Below are 18,042 nucleotides of genomic sequence, written 5' to 3' on the forward strand. Positions count from 1 at the left end.
GCTTTCATTTTAACTTTGAAATTTCTGATATCTGTAATAGCCTTTGTTTTAATTCTCTAATTTCATTTTCTAAAGCTTCTATTTCTCCAAGCAATATTGGGGCAGCAGTTGTACTTACCTGAGCGCGAGTATTGTGTCCTTTTATCACAAATTCTAGATCTTCTTTGAATGATTGTAATTGTGATTTAAACATAAGGCGGTCTCCTCAATTTTAATCTCCTTCACTTTACCATTATCATAACTCTTGTTCCATCAGGATAATTCTCTAACTGATTACCCACCCATGATCCAGAACCACGATTGTCTGAAGATGTCACATAGGCTATATCTGCACCAGTCCCACCTTCAATACAGAGAGCCATCGGAAATTCATCGCGATCATAGCCTTTTTTTGTAGGGATACCCTTTAACGATTCTTTGCGGTTCTCCTCTGCACCTTTACGATCAATTGTACATACTGGAGTTTCACCATGCTCAATGGCTGCTTTGACATGTGCCGCGGTTTCTGGGAAACGATCTGAAGGTATTGTGATAGTGTATTGAGTTGAAGTGTTTTGGTTTTTAGGTGGAATGGTGAAAACTTCGTATTTATAATAATAGGATAAACCAGCAATCAAAATAATAAAGACTGTTAAAAATAATAATTTCTTTTTCATTGTACCTACCCTTGAATTCCGTGTTTTATAGTATCTTTTTATCTTGTTCTTCTTTTAAATCCTTGTACTTATTTACAAGTTCTTGATACATTTCTGCCGCCTTTTCCAGCGAAGCTGCCATACTTTCGATAGTTTCTGTGTTGGATTCAACTATTGAATGTATCTCTTTGAGACCTTTTTGACTTAGTAGAACTATTGTCAACCCCATTATAATTAATGACAGTCCATCATTAATATTAGTTATTATTGCAATGTCAATTTTTTTCATGAAATTCAAATTAGGCAAACAAATAATTGAAAACAGACCAGATAGCTGCATTATAAGAATCAATTTCCCCTGAATATTAAAAAATTCAATTAATATTAAACCAAGAGCTGAAATTGAAATTCCTAATAAGAATAAAAGTGGTACCTCTAACCCGAACCATCTCAGAATACCTAGAATTATAAAAGATGCTCCAAGCGCGAATACCAATCCATATGAACCAAAAATATTATTTGTCTCATGCTCTTTCTTTTTTTTCATAGAATAATCACTCACTCCATACAATTTATTTATTCCGATAAACCAAATAAGAGAGTAATTCATTGTGCATCGTATTTCCAAAGAAATCAGACTTTCAATCTAAAAGATATCCCAGCTCTCAGGGCTCTTTAATCTAAAATCCACACCACAGAAATTAAATATCCCGATCGTTTTATATCCTTTGCAACAAAGTGTTATTTTGTTTCTAAAAAAATCAACTGCTTCGTCATCATACTTGTACTTTGTATGTTGGCTATAACCTGTACCTCCATTTGAATTAGGGTAGGCAGTTGAGTGTCTTCCACCTGAACTTTCTAGTCGATAAAATTTTGCAATAGCGTCAATCAATCGTTTGTTAGGATTGCTATTTGTTTTATTTAGTACACCTAACATATCAGCAATATCCTCAGTATAATATCCACTACCTGTTTCGTAAGTTGGATCAATATTAACAGTTAAATCATAAGTACCTCGGTTATAATTTTTCTCTCTCTCTTTATCAGCCATTTTTATTCTCCTCTATAAAATCTGAATTATATTCAAAACACGTAGTTCATAAAGACTATATTACATGTGTCGAACGATGGAAGGCAATACAAATATTACCTAAATAGATTTAGTGAATGCTAATTACTAGAGGCTTGAGATTGGGTTATAAGGGCTTAAGCAATCCATTGATACATGTGTGGATTCATGGCTTAGTATGTATTGTAGGGCGATGTAGAGCGTGGTATTGGGGATTTTCTTGTGGTATGTATTAACAAACAGGCTAAGAGGTGTGGGAAATGCTATCTGTTCAAATTGATGAGAACGACATTGAAGGGATTAATGGCTCAAAAAATTGATGAGAAACTTAAGGAGATTGATTCGGAATTAGTATTCTGGGACACCAAGGAGTTGATGAGAAGAACATGCATGTGTTGGAATACTATTCAAAAAGAGTTCTTCTTTGATAAGCATTTTCCAAAAAGAAAAATAGGATCTAAATGGTACTTTCCTGCAAGCGAAACAAAACAATTTTTATTATTGTAGTTGTCTGAGCAAAAGGATAGGTAAAGAAAGGAACTCCCTCCTCATATGCTTTTATTGAGGTGAGATATATGAAAAAATACGGTATTTGGGGGTCAGGTACTGGTAAGCAATACACTAAATTTGGAGAATGGCTATATAAAGAAGGAATTAACCAGCAATGGGTTGTTGATAACACGAGCATAAACAGGGATTACTTATCGAAACTTTCTTCAGATTTCGAATTTGAACCGAATTATAAATTAATGACTAAACTCATTTCAGAACTGAAATCCCTTAATTTTAACGTGAATGCAAAAATGTTTTGGAATTGCCAAGATACAACCCCCTTTAGTTTATGGCTCATTAATAATGGAATTTCACAAGAAAAATTATCTGAAATATCTGGAGTCAATGAATCGACAATTAAGAGAATAAGGGAAACCCTAGATTTGAATGATCTTGGATGCATGACTTTAAAATCTGTTCAACAAATAATAAAATCATTGGAGCATCAAGGCTATGAGTTAAACCCAAATGAATTTTGGGGGGACTACGGTAGCATTACTATTATTGAGAAAGAGATTTTTTTCACTCCTCTTGGCAATTGGCTATATGATAAAGACATTGATTACTCAGAATTCGCGAAAATATGTGATGCAAGTACTACGACAATCAAATACTTGAGTGAAGATGTTGAACAAACACCCAGTGGCGCAATGATGCTTAGAATAATGAAAGCTGTAAAAAATTACGATCCAGAAAAAAGAATAAATGATTTTTGGGATATATAATATAATGCAACATGAAAAAAGACTACCGTTTGTCAGGTAGTCTGCTTTATTTGAGGCACTATTTTATTACATGGTTCTGTTGCATAATATACTTTTAATCGGTCCTCCCGGAACGGGGAAAACGATGCTTGTGAAGCGCATGCCCTCGATTTTGCCGCCTATGTCTGACAAAGAAGCTTTAGAAGTCACGAAGATATACAGTGCCTCAGGAAAGCTTATTGATCGCTCGTCTCTCATGCGAACAAGATCTTTTAGAGCCCCGCATCATACGATTTCAGCTGCCGGACTTGTCGGTGGCGGAACAATTCCCAAACCTGGAGAAGTTAGCTTATCCCATCGCGGCATTCTTTTTCTAGATGAACTGCCTGAATTCACGCGAACTGCCCTCGAAGTACTTAGACAGCCCCTTGAGGACCGTCATGTTACAATTGCAAGAGCAAGAGCGGTTTACACATTCCCCTCTCACTTTATATTGGCTGCCGCTATGAATCCATGTCCTTGCGGGTATTATGGAGCCGAAACTGAAGCTAATGCTTGCATTTGCAGTCCAGCAAAAATTGTTCATTATCGCTCTAAAATATCAGGCCCTCTGCTTGATCGCATCGATCTTCATGTCGAAGTACCTAAACCAAGTTACACACAACTCAAGGAACGAACGAATCACTTGTCTTCAAAAGAAATGCTAATACAAGTTATGCGCGCACATCAAAGACAACAACAACGCTATGCAGGATCTGGCATCCAATACAATAATGAATTGAGCGGTAAGCGAATGAGACAAATTTGTCATCTAACACCAGAAGGTGATCAACTGCTTAGTGCCTCTTTTGAAGCTTTGGGACTTAGTGCAAGAGCCCATGATCGCATCCTGAGGTTAGCCCTGACCATCGCTGATCTTGAGGAATGTGACAGCATCCAGCCACAGCATCTGGCAGAGGCGATCCAATATCGTAATCTGGATAAAAAACAGCGGATTGAAGAGATTGAAATCTGAAGTATGGCGCTCCCACAATAATCAATCCAATTATGTTATTACTCAAAAAAGAGCGTTTTGACTCGTTGTCTTCTCGACAAACGATAGTCAAAACGCTCCTTGTATGTGTTCAATTTGAGGTGCTGCTCCAGTCATGGATAGTTCTACAGTGATCACATCAAATTGAATGAACTGTTCATATTTTTGAAATCGATGCAAGTAAAATTGTGCTGTCTCTTTGACTTTCAACTGCTTGCGATAATCGACGGATTCTTTGGCTGAGCCAAAACGCCCTGAAGGGCGCCTTGTTCTGACCTCAACAAAAATTAACTTATTGGCTTTCTCTGCAATAATATCAAGCTCGCCAGTACGACAGCGCCAATTACGTTCCACAATTCGGTAACCACGCTCACAAAGAAACGCTTCAGCCAACTCTTCGCCAAGCTTCCCCAACTGCTTCCGGTCATCTTTACGAAGTTCCGTCATCCATTATTCCTCGACGATCTCATTCGGTTATCTGAACGATAGATAAAACTTAATACCTCAGCGACCAATTGATAAAGTTCCGGGGGGATTTCTTGATCCAACTCCAGCTTAGACAGCACTTCAACCAATGAGGAATCCTCTTGAATGGGGATCCCATTCTCCTTGGCTTTCTGAAGAATGGCTTCGGCCATATGCCCTTTCCCTTTCGCAATGAGGGTTGGGGCTTTCTGCGCTTCAGGTGAGTAACGAAGCGCTACAGCCTTCTTAAGAGGAGTCGGTTGCGACTCTTCGGATGCATTCCTTTGCTTAGTCATGCTCGGAAATCAACCCCTTTGTAGGCTTTTGGCTGATAGAGCGCTCGAAGATCTACTCTACCGTCAGATGCCCCTTGCTTGGGAGCTTCGTTCTCCGCTACAGGCGGCTGCGGATATGGCGAGCATTTTAATGAAATAAATTGATAACCCGCTTTATGCATGGCTGCTGTTATTTCTTCTTTGGACTCCTCCATTAAGGGAGCTAACGCAGGATGATCATTATGGATGTTCAAAGATACGATTTTATTGACGACATGCACATCGAGTAAAGTATTGCCCATCACTTTCATTTGCAGGTCGAACAGCAAACGACAATTGCTCGCGTCTACTTCCCCGCGCTTTCCTTTGCGGGATTGGATGTGAATGGCGGCAGATTGCTGGCCAGTGCCATCCATGAAGGGGACAAACAATGTCATATGTGCAAACATAGAACTTTTGTCGCCAGTCAACATGAGCTGTTGCCCTGTAATTTGCCCAATGGCTTGCTGCGCCGCCTCTTTGAGCGGCGCTGGCGTGTCATCAGAGGCTGTAAGCTGCAGCAGCAGACTCTTCAATGTGTCAGCAGCAGGCTTGACGGAGTCGTCCTGCTGAGATGCTGTGGCGATCAGATTAGGCAGCAGATCGTCTGAGTTGTTGTGGCCCCGTAGGATAGCGTCTGCGCGCTCATCTAGCTTCGCCGCTAGATGAGATTCGTGCTCTACGCCTACGGCTTTGAGCATGCGGCTGATCCAGTTTGGCTCTGGATCAGCCTCGACCTCTTGAGGCGCGCTATTAAGCGCCTCTGACGTTATTGCCGCCTTCTGCTTCGCAGGCGGCTCTGGTTGTACCTGCGAACCCGCCGCGGGCGGTTCGCCTTTTGCAGGCTCAGCGCTTCGCGCCTGAGCCTCTGGCGAGGCCGCCCCCGCTGCGCGGGCGGCCTGAGGCCCCGCCGCCGGCTGCGCCGAGGCGGCGGAAGCGGTCTCCGCGCGCGGCGCAGCTGGCGCGGGAAGTTCCGCGCCTGCAGCAGCTGCAGCGGGCGGAGCCGTAACGGCAGCGGCCGCAGGCGCGCTGCCAGAAGCCACAGGTGGCGACCCTGCGGGAGCCGCCATAGCACTACCGCCAGCCTGCGGAGCAGCTGGCGCAGCACCAACAGTTGCGGCCGACGCCTCCGGCGGCCGTGCAGGCCACGCAGCTGCGGCGGAAGCCCGCAGCTCCTTGAGCAGCGTTACCACCTGCTTCACGGTATCAGCCGACGGGTGTGCCGGATCTTGCTCAAGCAAAGCAGCGGCCTGCTGCTCTAGCTGCTCCAGCACCTTACCGACAGGTGGCCCTGTGGTAACCTGTCTCAAAGCCCCCACAGTCGCCTCTGTGAGCGGCAATCCCTTTTTATAGGCAAGTACAGCTGCCTGTGCCCATTCATCCTTACTAACTCCCTCAGGCACGCTGCGCATTACAGCCTCAAAAGCTTTCACATTCTCCTTTGATACTGGCACACCTTCCTGCTGCATCTGCTGTACCATTTGACGATTTCCAGCCGTATCTTTAATCGTGAATGCCTTTAACAGCTCACTGAGCGAATCATCCGCAATTTGTACATCTGACGCCGTTAGTGGCTTGAGCAGGATTTGACCCCCACTAGATTCCGGCTGCACTTGCAGCATCGTAACATCCCCTTGCTTAAGGGGTGTTTCCAACTTGGCCTGCACCTGCACACCGCCAATATTAATCAATGCTTCTTGGTCACTGAGCAACTGAAGCACGACACCTTTAACAATTTGACCCACTTTTAATTCAAGCACCTTACTTTCAGATGCTGTTAAATCACCGACTAAACTGCGAATTAAACCACTAATATTCATGGCGCTCACCTCAAATCTTCCTAAACACTTATGTATATTATCGGCGGCTAGTTGCCTTTTCGTTACAATAAGAAGTTAAATGAGATCTAATTCCAACTGTTCAGACTCGAGCACAATCTCTTTCTCTTCCAATTGCGCCATCACTTTACGTATAAATAATTTCCGATGCAGCGGTGTAGGACCATAGCGCAAAAGCATTTCTCTATGGTGCTTTGTTGCATATCCTTTATGTATAGCAAGTCCATATTCGGGAAACTTCTCATCCCAATCCAAACACATACGATCTCGAGTAACCTTCGCAATAATCGATGCGGCCGCAATAGATTGACTAAGTGCATCTCCATGAATGATTGCGGATTGTTGTATGTCCATATCAATGTTCTCCGCATCCACAAGAAGAAAATCAGGTGCTATGTTTAACTGTTCCACTGCTTGCTTCATAGCAAGCCTGGCCGCCTGTTTTATATTAATCGCTTCAATTCTATCCACGTCCACAATACCTACACCAACAGCTATAGCCTCAGTCATGATCTGATCATAGAAGATATCTCGCTTCTTTTCAGAAAGCTTCTTGGAGTCGTCCACACCCTCCAGCACATATCCCATCGGAAGTATAACCGCGGCCGCGACTACATCCCCAAATAAACAGCCTCTGCCTACCTCATCAATACCCGCGATTAGAGTAAAACCTTGCTCCCAAAGTTGTTTTTCATGCTCTAGCAATGGCTTTCGCCCCTTTCCATCTCCTCATTATAAAGGATTGGTGTTTAATCAAGCCACACCCATTTTTTTCACATTCTATTAGTAAAAAAGAAAAGGCCACCCCCCGACCCGCTTGATCAGCTGAGTCCAAAAGTGACCGTTTCCTTCATTAATAACTAACCTATCTACCTTTTATCTAAAGGCTTCTCCAAAGAAATGCGTCCCATCTTGCCTGCCCTAAGCTCACGAATAATGATTAAAGAGGCTTTGTCCAAATCCACTTTTCCCCCGCTCACAATCGCTCCACGCTTACGACCGATAGCTTCCATGACTTTGACCATTTCTTGTATGTCGTCCAAATCCTCAGGAAGATCTTGAACCCCAAATCGTTCTTGAATACCAGCCCCATAATTCTGAACCATGTATTTAACGACAAAGAGTGCAATCTCGTCTAAATGCAGCAGCTCTTCTTTAATGGCGCCCGTTGCTGCCAATCTCATCCCTACCATTTGGTCTTCGAATTTTGGCCACAAAATACCTGGCGTATCAAGCAAGTCCATTTCGGTTCCAACTTTAATCCATTGCTGCCCCTTCGTAACACCAGGCTTATCTCCGGTTGCTGCAATCTTCTTACCTGCCAGCTGATTAATCAGCGTTGATTTCCCAACGTTCGGGATACCTACAATGAGCGCCCTTACGGCACGGGGATTAATCCCTTTGCTAATCTGCCGTTCAATCTTATGTGCCCAAAGCTGCTTAACACGCGGCAAAATTTCTTTGACGTGCGTTCCGGTTGCTGCATCAATCGGCAATGATGGTAGGCCCTGATCAGCAAAATACTTAACCCAATCTGCTGTCACCTGAGGATCTGCCAGGTCATTCTTATTGAGTAGCACCAATCGCGGTTTGCCTTTCAAAATCTCATCAACCATCGGGTTCCGACTGGAGAGCGGTATGCGGGCATCCAAGAGCTCGATCACAACATCAATCAGCTTAAGCTTTTCTTCAATCTGTCTTCGAGCCTTGGTCATGTGACCGGGAAACCATTGAATGGTCATTCTTCTTCACCTCAAAAATGTATGAAACTAATTTTGCTCACTGGCCAAAAAATGACTTCCGCACGGCCTACAATTTTGTTGTAAGGTATGAAGCCAATCGCTCGGCTGTCTTTGGAGTTACCGCGGTTATCTCCCATTGCGAATATTTCACCATCTGGCACTTTTTTCTCTTGAAAATCGGATAACGTATTATAGGCATGTCCTTCATTTTTCGCCTGCTCAATCGCATCCTTGATGTAAGGCTGATCAATCTCTTGACCATTAATGAACACTTTGTCACCTGTAACCTTTACGGTCTCACCTGGAAGAGCAATTACCCGTTTAATGTAATCCTTACCTTCCGGTGCATGGAAAACAATAACTTCTCCGCGTTTGGGTGAGCGAATATCATAAACAATTTTATTGACGATGAGTCGTTCACCTGTGAAAAAATTCGGACGCATGGAATCTCCATCTACAATAAAAGGAGAGAATAGGAACCAACGAATGATAATCACGAGCACACCCGCGATCACTAACGCTTTAATCCATTCCCAAGTTTCGCTTTTCGCTGTTTTAACGGGAGTCGTTTCTGTAGTTTTATCCGGCTCTATGTAAGGCTGTTCTTGATTATTGTGTTCCATCACTGATTGCCTCTTTTCCAGTTTTGGTTTATATCTATTATGTACCATGAAAATGAAAAGGAGACTTGCCTGAACAAGCCCCCCGTTTTCTTATCGAATTTCTTTAATTCTTGCTGCTTTACCACGAAGACCACGCAGATAATAAAGTTTCGCACGACGAACTTTACCACGGCGAGCCACTTCAATCTTGTCAATCTTCGGAGAATGGAATGGGAAAGTTCTTTCCACACCCACACCGTAAGAAATTTTACGAACTGTAAACGTTTCGCTGATTCCACCGCCGTGGCGTTTAATAACAACACCTTCGAACAGCTGAATACGCTCACGTGTACCCTCGATAACTTTTACGTGTACTTTAAGTGTGTCTCCTGGACGGAAATTAGGAATATCCGTACGGAGTTGCTCTTTCGTAATCTCTTGAATAAGATTCATAGTTGACTCCCTCCTTCCACACAGGTGTTCATTCCGCTTATTGGCATAGTCGTTCTTAGTTGTTATGCGTAGAGGACCACCAGACTCGAACTGTTGAAAAATTCACAACAGAATATATAATATCATAGACAGGAAAGAAATTCAATAGAGAAGTTTTTGGGGGCTTACTCCTCTTGCTTCCGCCCTTTCCATTCAACCACCCAAGCTTTTTCTTCTTTGGATAGTTCTCTTCCTTCAAGCAAATCAGGACGGCGTTCTAGTGTTCGGAACAGAGACTCCTTGCGGCGCCAACGTTTCACATTTTCATGATGCCCTGATAACAGCATCTCCGGAACGTCCCAGTCTCTAAACTTAGCAGGCCTCGTATAGTGGGGATACTCTAGCAAGCCTGTGGAAAACGAATCTGTCACCGCTGACATCTCATTGCCGAGCACACCAGGCAGCAGCCTCACTACGGTGTCTATAACGACCATAGCGGGTAACTCGCCGCCAGTTAATACATAATCACCGATGGACAGCTCATCCGTCACTAGATACTGCCTAATGCGCTCATCATAGCCTTCATAATGACCACAAATAAACACGAGATGCTGTTCATTAGACAGCTCCTCCGCTTTCTTTTGCGTGAACGTCTCCCCTTGTGGGCACATGAGAATCACTCGCGGCTTCACCGGGTCTTGTCCATCTTCTTGATGTATGGGCAGATTCTCAACAGCAGCAAATATCGGCTCTGGCTTTAAAACCATCCCTCCACCGCCACCGTATGGATAATCATCTACTGTGTTATGCTTATTATTGGAATAATCTCGAAAATTAACCGTGTTGAGAGCAACAATTCCTTTGTCACGCGCTTTCCCTAAAATGCTGGACGAAAACACGCCATCGAACATTTCCGGAAATAGGGTCAATACATCGATTCTCATTCCATTAATCCTTCCATCAGATGAATACGAATCGTTTTGTTGGCAATATCCACATCGAGTATCACATCATCGATGACTGGAAGCAGCAACTGTTTGCCTTTCGGCAAAGAAACAACCCATACGTCATTAGCTCCCGGTGTCAACACCTCAGAAACAAGCCCTAACTCCTGGCCTTCTTCCGTAACGACCTTACAGCCAATGATCTCGTGGTAATAATATTCTCCCTCTTCAAGAGGCTGTTGATCCTTAGCTTCAATCTTGAGAAGCGAGCCTTTGAATTTCTCAACTTCATTAATATTAGAAAATTGGTCAAACTGCAAGATAAACATATTTTTATGTAAGCGGGAGGTTTGCACCGTCACCGGCGTTTGCTTATTTTGAGAATCTACAATAATCAATGCGTTTCCTTTATCAAAACGTTCGGGAAAATCAGTTTCCGGAACCACTTTTAGTTCTCCACGAATACCATGGCTATTCACAATTCGACCAACTGTCACAAGTTTTTCGCTCATATGCGCTTGCCCAACCTCCACATTAATTTACCTTCAAAACCATACAAGAAAAAGGTTAGGAACTAAATCCTAACCTAGTTTCTTATGAAACGATTTCAACGGCTACCCGTTTCGTCTCTTTCACTGCTGCCGACGTGACAACTGTGCGGAGCGACTTTGCAATCTTGCCTTGCTTACCAATCACTTTACCGACATCGTCGGGGTGGACAGAAAGCCTGTACTCGATCTTGTCATCTTTCTCCACCACAGCGACACGTACTTCTTCCGGATGATCGACAAGAGCCTTAGCAATTACGGTGATAAGATCCTTCATGAACCCACCCTCCGAAAGAAAGATAACAGATTACTTCTGTAATTTCAGCTCGTGAAACTTAGTCATCAGACCTGCTTTTGAGAACAGGCTGCGAACTGTATCGGACGGTTGAGCGCCAGTTTGAAGCCATTTCAGCGCTTTCTCCTCATCAAGAGTTACAGCTGCTGGTTCAGCAATTGGGTTATAAGTACCGATTTCTTCGATAAAACGACCATCACGCGGGGAACGGGAATCCGAAACCACCACACGGTAAAAAGGAGCTTTATGAGCGCCTACACGTTTAAGACGAATACGTACTGCCATGAAAAATCACCTCCTACTTAGAATAAAATGCTTATTTAAAAGGGGAATTTAAATCCCTTGCCTAGCTTCTTCATTCCTTTGGCACCTTTAGGTCCCATCATGCCGGAAAATTGCTTCATCATTTTGCGCATATCATCAAACTGCTTGATGAAACGGTTGACCTCTTGTACCGAGTTGCCGCTGCCTTGAGCAATCCGTTTGCGACGGTTCGCATTGAGAAGTTCAGGCTTGCGTTTTTCTTCGGTGGTCATCGACTTCACGATAGCTTCAACACGTGCCATTTGTTTGTCGTCAACCTTCATATCTTTCATGCCCTTAATCTTATTAGCTCCTGGCAGCATTTCAAGAATTTGATCCAGTGGTCCCATCTTCTTCACTTGCTCCATTTGATCAAGGAAATCCTCGAAGGTGAATTCGGCGTTGCGCATTTTGCGCTCCATCTCTTTCGCCTTGTCCATGTCGATACCGGCTTGCGCCTTCTCAATCAAGGAAAGCATATCGCCCATACCAAGAATTCTTGAGGCCATACGATCAGGGAAGAATGGTTCTAGAGCATCCATTTTCTCGCCGCTAGCCACGAACTTAATTGGGCAACCTGTAACAGCTTTAACCGATAAAGCCGCACCACCGCGGGTATCGCCATCCAGCTTGGTCAGTACAACACCCGTAAGTTCAAGCTGTTGATGGAAGCTTTCTGCAACATTGACTGCATCCTGCCCGGTCATCGCATCGACAACGAGCAAAATTTCATCCGGTTCAACAGCAGTTCGAACATTTTTCAGCTCGTCCATCAGATTTTCATCAATGTGCAAACGACCTGCGGTATCGATAATGACATAATCATTACCGTTATCTTTGGCATGCTGAAGTCCTGCTTTAGCAATATCAACAGGATTCACTTGATCCCCAAGTGAAAATACCGGAACATTGAGCTGTTCTCCAAGAACCTGCAGCTGTTTGATCGCAGCTGGACGATAAATGTCACAGGCTACAAGAAGCGGTCTATGGTTTTGTTTAAGGAGCATTTTCGCTAGCTTTCCAGAGGTTGTTGTCTTACCTGCCCCTTGCAAGCCTGCCATCATGATGATCGTTGGCGGTCGATTCGAACGAACTAACTTACTTTGTGTACCGCCCATAAGTGCGGTTAGCTCTTTGTTCACGATATCGATTACGACCATGCCTGGTGTGAAGGATTTCAATACTTCTTGTCCGATGGATTGTTCCTTCACTTTAGCAATAAAGTCTTTGACTACTTTAAAGTTAACGTCCGCTTCAAGCAGCGCCAATCGTACTTCGCGAAGCGCTTCGCCTACATCTTCTTCCGTCAGCTTACCTTTGCTTCTCAGCTTACCGAAAACGTTCTGTAACCGGCTTGCCAATCCTTCAAATGCCATGCGCTTCACCTCCTGCTTCTGGACTTTCTATGTTTTAATCGATCCCTACTATTGTATCAAAAAGCTCTGTCGTTTTCCTCTTTAGCTCTGGTTCGCAAACTTCAAGCACCTGAACCAATTCCGCACGCAGCTTCATGCGTTGTTCGTGCTTATGTACCAGTTGCAGTTTGCTTTCATAATCCTGAAGAGTTGACTCTGCACGTTTAATATGTTCATAAACCGCCTGGCGGCTTATTTCAAAATTCTCAGCGATTTCTCCGAGTGAGTAATCATCATGAAAATACAGTTGGAGGAACGTTCTCTGTTTATCGGTCAACAGCGGTTCATAGAAATCAAATAGCAAGTTAACGCGATTCGTTTTCTCAAGCATTTGATCGATAGACATGATCCACCTCCGTAAAGGTTGCACACTTGACAGCAGCACAACAGAACCTATCATACTGAATTCCAAGATGAATGTCAAGCATTTGACCTTGTCAGTTAAAGAACAAAAAAATCCTCCTCTAACCGACTAAAGGCTGAGGAGAATTTTTCACGCAACTAGAACCATTTATTAAGCATTCTCTTCTTTTTGCTCGCTAATCCATTTGCCAAAGAGGGCATGCACGAATTGCTCGGAATCAAAAGGCTGAAGATCATCCATTTTCTCACCAAGGCCAACGAACTTCACAGGAAGTGATAACTCCTGACGGATCGCAACAACGATACCGCCTTTGGCCGTACCGTCAAGCTTGGAAAGCACCAATCCCGTAAGACCTGTTTTGTCACCGAAAAGCTTGGCTTGGCTGAGTGCATTTTGTCCCGTCGTAGCATCTAAAACGAGAATAACCTCATGAGGAGCATCTGGAACTTCACGCTGGATAACGCGATAGATCTTATTCAGTTCCTCCATCAGATTCACTTTATTTTGCAAACGACCTGCTGTATCGCACAATAAGATGTCTACACCACGCGTTTTCGCTGCCTGCACCGCATCAAACATGACGGCGGCAGGATCGGAGCCTGAATGCTGTTTAATCACATCCACACCCACACGCTCGCCCCAAGTTTCCAACTGCTCAATTGCACCGGCACGAAATGTATCTCCTGCAGCCATTAACACTTTTTTTCCTTGAGATTTAAACATGTGTGCCATTTTACCGATTGTCGTTGTCTTCCCAACGCCATTCACACCAACAAACAAAATGACGGATAATCCATTTGGATTTAACTTCAGTCCTGCATCAGCGTCACCTTTTAATAGCTCAATCAACTTTTCGGAAAGGATCGGTTGTAGCTCCGCGGGATCTTCAATTTTGCGTTTTTTTACTTCAGCACGAAGCTGATCGATTAGCTTAAGCACTGTATTCACACCTACATCAGCGCCAATTAGAATTTCTTCAAGCTCCTCATAAAAATCTTCATCTATCTTCTTGCGGCGGCTAAATAAATCATCCACACGATCGACGAAGGCGTCTCTTGTTTTCGTAAGTCCTTCTTTGAACTTATTTGTGACCGCTTCGGCCTTGTTGGAAATACTTTCCTTTAATCGTTTGAAAAAGCTCATGGTTCCTCCTAATAAAATAACATTCAACCTAATTATGATGCGGACATTGCGGCTTCTTCATCCTCTAAACGAACGGAAACGAGCTTGGAAACGCCGCCCTCTTGCATCGTTACCCCATACAGCACATCGGCTTCCTCCATCGTCCCCTTACGGTGCGTAACCACGATAAATTGCGTCATTTCAGAGAACTCACGCAAGTATTCGGCAAAACGAGATACGTTAGCTTCGTCCAAAGCAGCTTCTACCTCATCTAGTACGCAGAATGGAACCGGTTTAACGCGGATGATCGAGAACAGCAGCGCAATCGCTGTGAGAGCGCGCTCCCCACCGGAAAGAAGCTGAAGATTTTGGAGCTTTTTGCCAGGCGGTTGTGCAACGATCTCAATACCTGTATCCAGCATATTCTCCGGCTCAGATAGAATCAAATCCGCACGGCCACCGCCAAACAATTTAGCAAATACGACGCCAAAGTGCGAGCGAATCGCATCAAAGGTGGTCTTAAATCGTTTGGACATTTCTTGATCCATTTCACGGATGACCTGATAAAGCGTCGTTTTCGCTTCGATCAAGTCATTTTTCTGGGAGTCTAAAAATTCATAGCGCTCAGAAACCCGCGCATATTCTTCAATAGCACCGAGGTTCACATCACCAAGCGAAGCGATTTCGCGTTTAAGTTCACGCACTTTGCCCTGTGTACCTTGGATATCCTCAGGAATTGGATAGCGCTCTTTGGCTAACTCATAGCTAAGCTCATATTCTTCCCCTAGCTTCTTCAGCAGGTTTTCTAGCTCAACATCCAATCGAGTCACACGAACTTCAGTTTGATGCAAACTCTCTTCAACCTGTTTCAGCTGGATACGTTGCGTCCGGGTCTCATTCTCTTCTTGCTCGAGCTTATGTAACCAATCCGTTCGCTCAGCACGTTTGAAATCAATGTTTTCTGAGCATTGCTGCTTCTTGATTTTGAGATCATTAAGTAATTCAACTTGTAGTACAGTCTCTTGATCAAGCGCTGCCATATCTTGCTCCAACTGCTTAAGGAGACCGCGGTTCATTTCCATTTCCCGCTCAGCTTCGCCGAGATCCTGCTGCAGTCGTCGTTGTTGATCTTGGAGTGACTGTTTCTCTTGCGAAATGGAGGCAACCTTGACTTTCAAATCCGTCAACTGGCTTTGCAGTTCTTCCTTCTCCGACTCACTCGCTTTACGGGAGTGCTCGGCATCGCGAATCGCTTGCTGTAAGGAAGCTTCTTCTTCCTGCAGTTCGGCCAGCGCTGCTTCGGACTCGACTTTCTTCCGTCCAAGATCGGCCTGCTCTTCAAGCAGCGAACCTCGATCTTGACTATCCAGCGCTAGTTGTTCTTCAACCGTGCGGCTTTCAGACTCAAGCGGATTCAATTCTGCTCGAATTTGCTGCTCGGTGATACGTTTTTGCTCACCCTGCTGACGGAGCTGTTCGATCGTCATCATATCATCTGTAATCTCGCGCTTCATCACGCTAGATTGGCTGCGTAAACCGCTGAGCTGCTGCTCAGAAGTTTTAATCTCCTGATCCAACTCTTCAATTTGACGTTGACGTCCAAGCAGATTCGTTGATTTCTTCTGCAAGCTTCCGCCTGTCATCGAACCACCAGGGTTCACGACGTCACCTTCCAGCGTCACAACCCGATAGCGATACTGCGCTTTAGCAGCAATATGATTCGCATCTTCTAGACTCTGTGCCACAACAACGTTCCCAAGCAGGCTTGAGAAGATGTTCTGGTAGGTGGACTCAAATGAGACAAGATCAACCGCAAGGCCGACAAAACCTTTAGAAGATTTCAAAGAACTAAGCTCATTGTCAGAAATTGAGCGTCCGCGTATAACATTCATTGGCAGGAACGTAGCTCGTCCCATTTGACGGCGCTTCAAGAAGGCAATAGCTTCACGCCCATCCGCTTCGGTCTCGACAACGATATTTTGCAAGGCGCCGCCGAGCGCTGTCTCAATCGCAATCTCAACGTCTGCAGGCACCTTAACAAGTTCGGCTACGGCCCCGCGAATACCACGCAAATCCTTACGGCTCTTCGCTTTAAGAACTTCTTTAACACCCTGCATGAAGCCATCATAATCGTTGGCCATCTCTTTCATCGTGTCGCGGCGGGAGGTCAACGCATCAAGCTTCTGCTCCCATTTGCGGACCATGCCTTGTGCTTCATCGAGCAACCCTTGCTTACTTTTCAAGCTTTGGGTTAACTGCACATACCTTTGTCGTTCATTCTCAATTTCACTAACCGTTTGTTCCAATTTAGCCGTCAACTCTTGCTTACGGATCGAAATCTTATCTCGTTGTTCCGCCCACTTCTGACGTTCTTCATCAAGCCTTTCCAAACGGCGACCGATACTTTCCGTTTGCTGCTCAGCGTAACGAATCTCGTTCCTCGCCTGAGCCATTCGGTTCAGTGTTTCCAGCAATTCGCCCTTCAACTGATCTTCAGGAGAGGAGCTGATACCGCCGTTAACCCCAAGTAACCGTTGTTCTTCCGCGGTCAGTTTCGCTTGAAACTCAAATAGCTGGGCGCCAATTTGAATGATTTTCTCACGCTGCTGGCTCAGCTCATGTTCTTTATCTATTTTACGCTGCTCTTGCAGAGCGATAGTAGTGCTTAGCTGCTGATGATTAGCCACGTAATTCTTATTACGCTCTTTGAGCACTTCGCCATGCCCTTCGCACTTCTCGAAATCTTCGCTCAGTTGGAGTAAACTTTCTTGAAGTTTTTCCAGCTCCTCCTCTAACCTGCGAGTTTCCCATCGATGCTTCTCCAAGTGCGCATCATGTTGATTTACGATTGTCGAAAGCTCTGTTTGTTCCTTGACTAGCTTCTCTAGCAGCTGCTTCGAATCATTCCATGAAATGTAAATCTGATCAATCTGATGTACATACATAGCAATCTCACTGCTTTTGAGCGTCTCCCGAAGCTCTTTGTAACGAATCGCCTTCTCAGACTGCTCGCGAAGCGGTTCGATTTGATCCTCAAGCTCAGAAACCAAGTCGTGAATCCGCAGCAAATTTTGCTCGGTGTCACTCAATTTCTTTTCAGCTTCACGTTTACGCGATTTATATTTAACAATCCCCGAAGCTTCTTCAAAGATCCCTCGACGATCTTCGGATTTCGTACTTAGAATTTCTTCAATACGACCTTGTCCAATAATGGAATAAGCTTCTTTCCCTATCCCTGTGTCCATGAACAATTCCGTTATATCTTTCAGGCGGCAGGGCTGCTTATTAATTAAATACTCACTTTCCCCACTGCGATGCACTCTGCGAGTAACCGTCACTTCATTGAAGTCAAGTGGAAGCGATTGCGATGTATTATCAAGCGTCAGCGAGACTTCCCCATAATTGACTGCACGGCGCGCATCACTGCCTGCAAAAATAACATCTTCCATTTTACCGCCACGCAAGGACTTAGCACTTTGCTCACCTAACACCCAGCGGATACCGTCCGAAATATTACTTTTTCCACTGCCATTAGGACCTACAACTGCGGTAATACCGCGTACAAATTCCAGTTCCGTACGGTCTGCGAAAGACTTAAACCCGGATAATTCAATCCGTTTCAAAAACATGGTCTCACCTCAGAAATTATTGTAACATATCCC

21 protein-coding genes and 1 pseudogene are annotated in these 18,042 nt (G+C 44.3%); 3 read left to right on the top strand and 19 right to left on the bottom strand.

Going from position 1 to position 18,042, the window contains the following annotated elements:
- Window positions 1-4: 4 nt before the first annotated feature.
- From ASD40_RS01800 to ASD40_RS01815, 4 genes are all read right to left on the bottom strand, one after another.
- Window positions 5-193 (bottom strand): hypothetical protein, encoded by a 189-nt coding sequence (locus tag ASD40_RS01800; protein ID WP_057301623.1) that lies wholly within the window; start codon window positions 191-193, stop codon window positions 5-7.
- A 28-nt stretch (window positions 194-221) separates the two neighbouring features.
- On the bottom strand, window positions 222-656 hold the full coding sequence (locus ASD40_RS01805; protein WP_057301624.1) for a NucA/NucB deoxyribonuclease domain-containing protein: 435 nt from the start codon (window positions 654-656) through the stop codon (window positions 222-224).
- 25 nt (window positions 657-681) lie between these two features.
- Entirely contained in the window at window positions 682-1,182 is a 501-nt protein-coding gene (locus tag ASD40_RS01810; protein ID WP_156389854.1) for a hypothetical protein, read from the bottom strand.
- A gap of 99 nt (window positions 1,183-1,281) precedes the next feature.
- Window positions 1,282-1,689 carry a hypothetical protein gene (locus ASD40_RS01815; RefSeq protein ID WP_057301626.1) on the bottom strand — a complete coding sequence of 136 codons (408 nt, stop codon included), beginning with the start codon at window positions 1,687-1,689 and terminating at the stop codon, window positions 1,282-1,284.
- Between the two features lie 278 nt (window positions 1,690-1,967).
- Between ASD40_RS01815 and ASD40_RS37700 the strand changes: the two are divergent.
- The 3 genes and pseudogenes from ASD40_RS37700 to ASD40_RS01830 all read left to right on the top strand — a co-directional run bounded on the left by ASD40_RS37700 (window position 1,968) and on the right by ASD40_RS01830 (window position 3,978).
- A pseudogene (locus ASD40_RS37700) lies at window positions 1,968-2,214 on the top strand (group-specific protein).
- Between the two features lie 68 nt (window positions 2,215-2,282).
- Window positions 2,283-2,984, top strand: a complete 702-nt coding sequence (locus ASD40_RS01825; protein WP_057301627.1) for a hypothetical protein — start codon at window positions 2,283-2,285, stop codon at window positions 2,982-2,984.
- Window positions 2,985-3,054: 70 nt separating this feature from the next.
- Window positions 3,055-3,978, top strand: a complete 924-nt coding sequence (locus ASD40_RS01830; protein ID WP_057301628.1) for a YifB family Mg chelatase-like AAA ATPase — start codon at window positions 3,055-3,057, stop codon at window positions 3,976-3,978.
- 87 nt (window positions 3,979-4,065) lie between these two features.
- On the opposite strand, the gene ASD40_RS01835 is transcribed toward ASD40_RS01830, so the two are convergent.
- The 15 genes from ASD40_RS01835 to smc all read right to left on the bottom strand — a co-directional run bounded on the left by ASD40_RS01835 (window position 4,066) and on the right by smc (window position 18,009).
- Window positions 4,066-4,443 carry a YraN family protein gene (locus ASD40_RS01835; RefSeq protein WP_057301629.1) on the bottom strand — a complete coding sequence of 126 codons (378 nt, stop codon included), beginning with the start codon at window positions 4,441-4,443 and terminating at the stop codon, window positions 4,066-4,068.
- A complete protein-coding gene (locus tag ASD40_RS01840; RefSeq protein WP_057301630.1) occupies window positions 4,440-4,757 on the bottom strand; it encodes an EscU/YscU/HrcU family type III secretion system export apparatus switch protein in 318 nt (105 codons plus the stop codon). The genes ASD40_RS01835 and ASD40_RS01840 overlap by 4 nt, the downstream gene beginning before the upstream one ends.
- On the bottom strand, window positions 4,754-6,604 hold the full coding sequence (locus ASD40_RS01845; protein WP_057301631.1) for a hypothetical protein: 1,851 nt from the start codon (window positions 6,602-6,604) through the stop codon (window positions 4,754-4,756). Before ASD40_RS01845 ends, ASD40_RS01840 begins: the two co-directional genes overlap by 4 nt.
- A 66-nt stretch (window positions 6,605-6,670) precedes the next feature.
- Window positions 6,671-7,318 carry a ribonuclease HII gene (locus ASD40_RS01850; protein WP_063860112.1) on the bottom strand — a complete coding sequence of 216 codons (648 nt, stop codon included), beginning with the start codon at window positions 7,316-7,318 and terminating at the stop codon, window positions 6,671-6,673.
- Window positions 7,319-7,482: 164 nt separating this feature from the next.
- On the bottom strand, window positions 7,483-8,355 hold the full coding sequence (gene ylqF / locus ASD40_RS01855) for a ribosome biogenesis GTPase YlqF (protein WP_057301632.1): 873 nt from the start codon (window positions 8,353-8,355) through the stop codon (window positions 7,483-7,485).
- 11 nt (window positions 8,356-8,366) lie between these two features.
- Entirely contained in the window at window positions 8,367-8,978 is a 612-nt protein-coding gene (lepB, locus tag ASD40_RS01860; RefSeq protein WP_156389855.1) for a signal peptidase I, read from the bottom strand.
- A gap of 90 nt (window positions 8,979-9,068) precedes the next feature.
- Window positions 9,069-9,410, bottom strand: a complete 342-nt coding sequence (gene rplS / locus ASD40_RS01865; protein WP_028558249.1) for a 50S ribosomal protein L19 — start codon at window positions 9,408-9,410, stop codon at window positions 9,069-9,071.
- A gap of 164 nt (window positions 9,411-9,574) precedes the next feature.
- The gene (gene trmD / locus ASD40_RS01870) at window positions 9,575-10,333 is read right to left on the bottom strand and encodes a tRNA (guanosine(37)-N1)-methyltransferase TrmD (RefSeq protein WP_057301633.1); all 759 of its coding nucleotides are present in this window, start codon (window positions 10,331-10,333) and stop codon (window positions 9,575-9,577) included.
- Window positions 10,330-10,845 (bottom strand): ribosome maturation factor RimM, encoded by a 516-nt coding sequence (gene rimM, locus ASD40_RS01875; RefSeq protein ID WP_057301634.1) that lies wholly within the window; start codon window positions 10,843-10,845, stop codon window positions 10,330-10,332. The genes trmD and rimM overlap by 4 nt, the downstream gene beginning before the upstream one ends.
- 82 nt (window positions 10,846-10,927) lie before the next feature.
- Window positions 10,928-11,158, bottom strand: coding sequence for a KH domain-containing protein (locus tag ASD40_RS01880; RefSeq protein ID WP_047672782.1), 231 nt, complete (start codon window positions 11,156-11,158; stop codon window positions 10,928-10,930).
- Window positions 11,159-11,188: 30 nt separating this feature from the next.
- Window positions 11,189-11,461, bottom strand: coding sequence for a 30S ribosomal protein S16 (gene rpsP, locus ASD40_RS01885; protein WP_029195333.1), 273 nt, complete (start codon window positions 11,459-11,461; stop codon window positions 11,189-11,191).
- Window positions 11,462-11,496: 35 nt separating this feature from the next.
- Window positions 11,497-12,855: a signal recognition particle protein gene (gene ffh / locus ASD40_RS01890; RefSeq protein ID WP_057301635.1), complete on the bottom strand. Its 1,359-nt coding sequence runs from the start codon at window positions 12,853-12,855 to the stop codon at window positions 11,497-11,499.
- Window positions 12,856-12,889: 34 nt separating this feature from the next.
- Window positions 12,890-13,240, bottom strand: coding sequence for a putative DNA-binding protein (locus tag ASD40_RS01895; RefSeq protein ID WP_057301636.1), 351 nt, complete (start codon window positions 13,238-13,240; stop codon window positions 12,890-12,892).
- A gap of 168 nt (window positions 13,241-13,408) precedes the next feature.
- Entirely contained in the window at window positions 13,409-14,401 is a 993-nt protein-coding gene (gene ftsY / locus ASD40_RS01900) for a signal recognition particle-docking protein FtsY (protein WP_057301637.1), read from the bottom strand.
- A 32-nt stretch (window positions 14,402-14,433) separates the two neighbouring features.
- Window positions 14,434-18,009, bottom strand: coding sequence for a chromosome segregation protein SMC (gene smc / locus ASD40_RS01905; protein WP_057301638.1), 3,576 nt, complete (start codon window positions 18,007-18,009; stop codon window positions 14,434-14,436).
- Window positions 18,010-18,042 lie beyond the last annotated feature (33 nt).

The sequence above is a fragment of the Paenibacillus sp. Root444D2 genome (assembly GCF_001426375.1).
Classification (GTDB): Bacteria; Bacillota; Bacilli; order Paenibacillales; family NBRC-103111; genus Paenibacillus_E.

Bases quoted from the DNA above. Each gene is read 5' to 3' on its own strand.
- ASD40_RS01825 (WP_057301627.1), top strand. From the start codon at position 2,283: ATGAAAAAATACGGTATTTGGGGGTCAGGTACTGGTAAGCAATACACT.
- ASD40_RS01895 (WP_057301636.1), bottom strand. From the start codon at position 13,240: ATGTCTATCGATCAAATGCTTGAGAAAACGAATCGCGTTAACTTGCTA.
- ASD40_RS01800 (WP_057301623.1), bottom strand. From the start codon at position 193: ATGTTTAAATCACAATTACAATCATTCAAAGAAGATCTAGAATTTGTG.
- rimM (WP_057301634.1), bottom strand. From the start codon at position 10,845: ATGAGCGAAAAACTTGTGACAGTTGGTCGAATTGTGAATAGCCATGGT.
- ASD40_RS01805 (WP_057301624.1), bottom strand. From the start codon at position 656: ATGAAAAAGAAATTATTATTTTTAACAGTCTTTATTATTTTGATTGCT.
- ASD40_RS01830 (WP_057301628.1), top strand. From the start codon at position 3,055: ATGGTTCTGTTGCATAATATACTTTTAATCGGTCCTCCCGGAACGGGG.
- ASD40_RS01815 (WP_057301626.1), bottom strand. From the start codon at position 1,689: ATGGCTGATAAAGAGAGAGAGAAAAATTATAACCGAGGTACTTATGAT.
- ASD40_RS01880 (WP_047672782.1), bottom strand. From the start codon at position 11,158: ATGAAGGATCTTATCACCGTAATTGCTAAGGCTCTTGTCGATCATCCG.
- rplS (WP_028558249.1), bottom strand. From the start codon at position 9,410: ATGAATCTTATTCAAGAGATTACGAAAGAGCAACTCCGTACGGATATT.
- ylqF (WP_057301632.1), bottom strand. From the start codon at position 8,355: ATGACCATTCAATGGTTTCCCGGTCACATGACCAAGGCTCGAAGACAG.
- rpsP (WP_029195333.1), bottom strand. From the start codon at position 11,461: ATGGCAGTACGTATTCGTCTTAAACGTGTAGGCGCTCATAAAGCTCCT.
- trmD (WP_057301633.1), bottom strand. From the start codon at position 10,333: ATGAGAATCGATGTATTGACCCTATTTCCGGAAATGTTCGATGGCGTG.
- ASD40_RS01810 (WP_156389854.1), bottom strand. From the start codon at position 1,182: ATGAAAAAAAAGAAAGAGCATGAGACAAATAATATTTTTGGTTCATAT.
- ASD40_RS01835 (WP_057301629.1), bottom strand. From the start codon at position 4,443: ATGACGGAACTTCGTAAAGATGACCGGAAGCAGTTGGGGAAGCTTGGC.
- ftsY (WP_057301637.1), bottom strand. From the start codon at position 14,401: ATGAGCTTTTTCAAACGATTAAAGGAAAGTATTTCCAACAAGGCCGAA.
- smc (WP_057301638.1), bottom strand. From the start codon at position 18,009: ATGTTTTTGAAACGGATTGAATTATCCGGGTTTAAGTCTTTCGCAGAC.
- lepB (WP_156389855.1), bottom strand. From the start codon at position 8,978: ATGGAACACAATAATCAAGAACAGCCTTACATAGAGCCGGATAAAACT.
- ffh (WP_057301635.1), bottom strand. From the start codon at position 12,855: ATGGCATTTGAAGGATTGGCAAGCCGGTTACAGAACGTTTTCGGTAAG.
- ASD40_RS01840 (WP_057301630.1), bottom strand. From the start codon at position 4,757: ATGACTAAGCAAAGGAATGCATCCGAAGAGTCGCAACCGACTCCTCTT.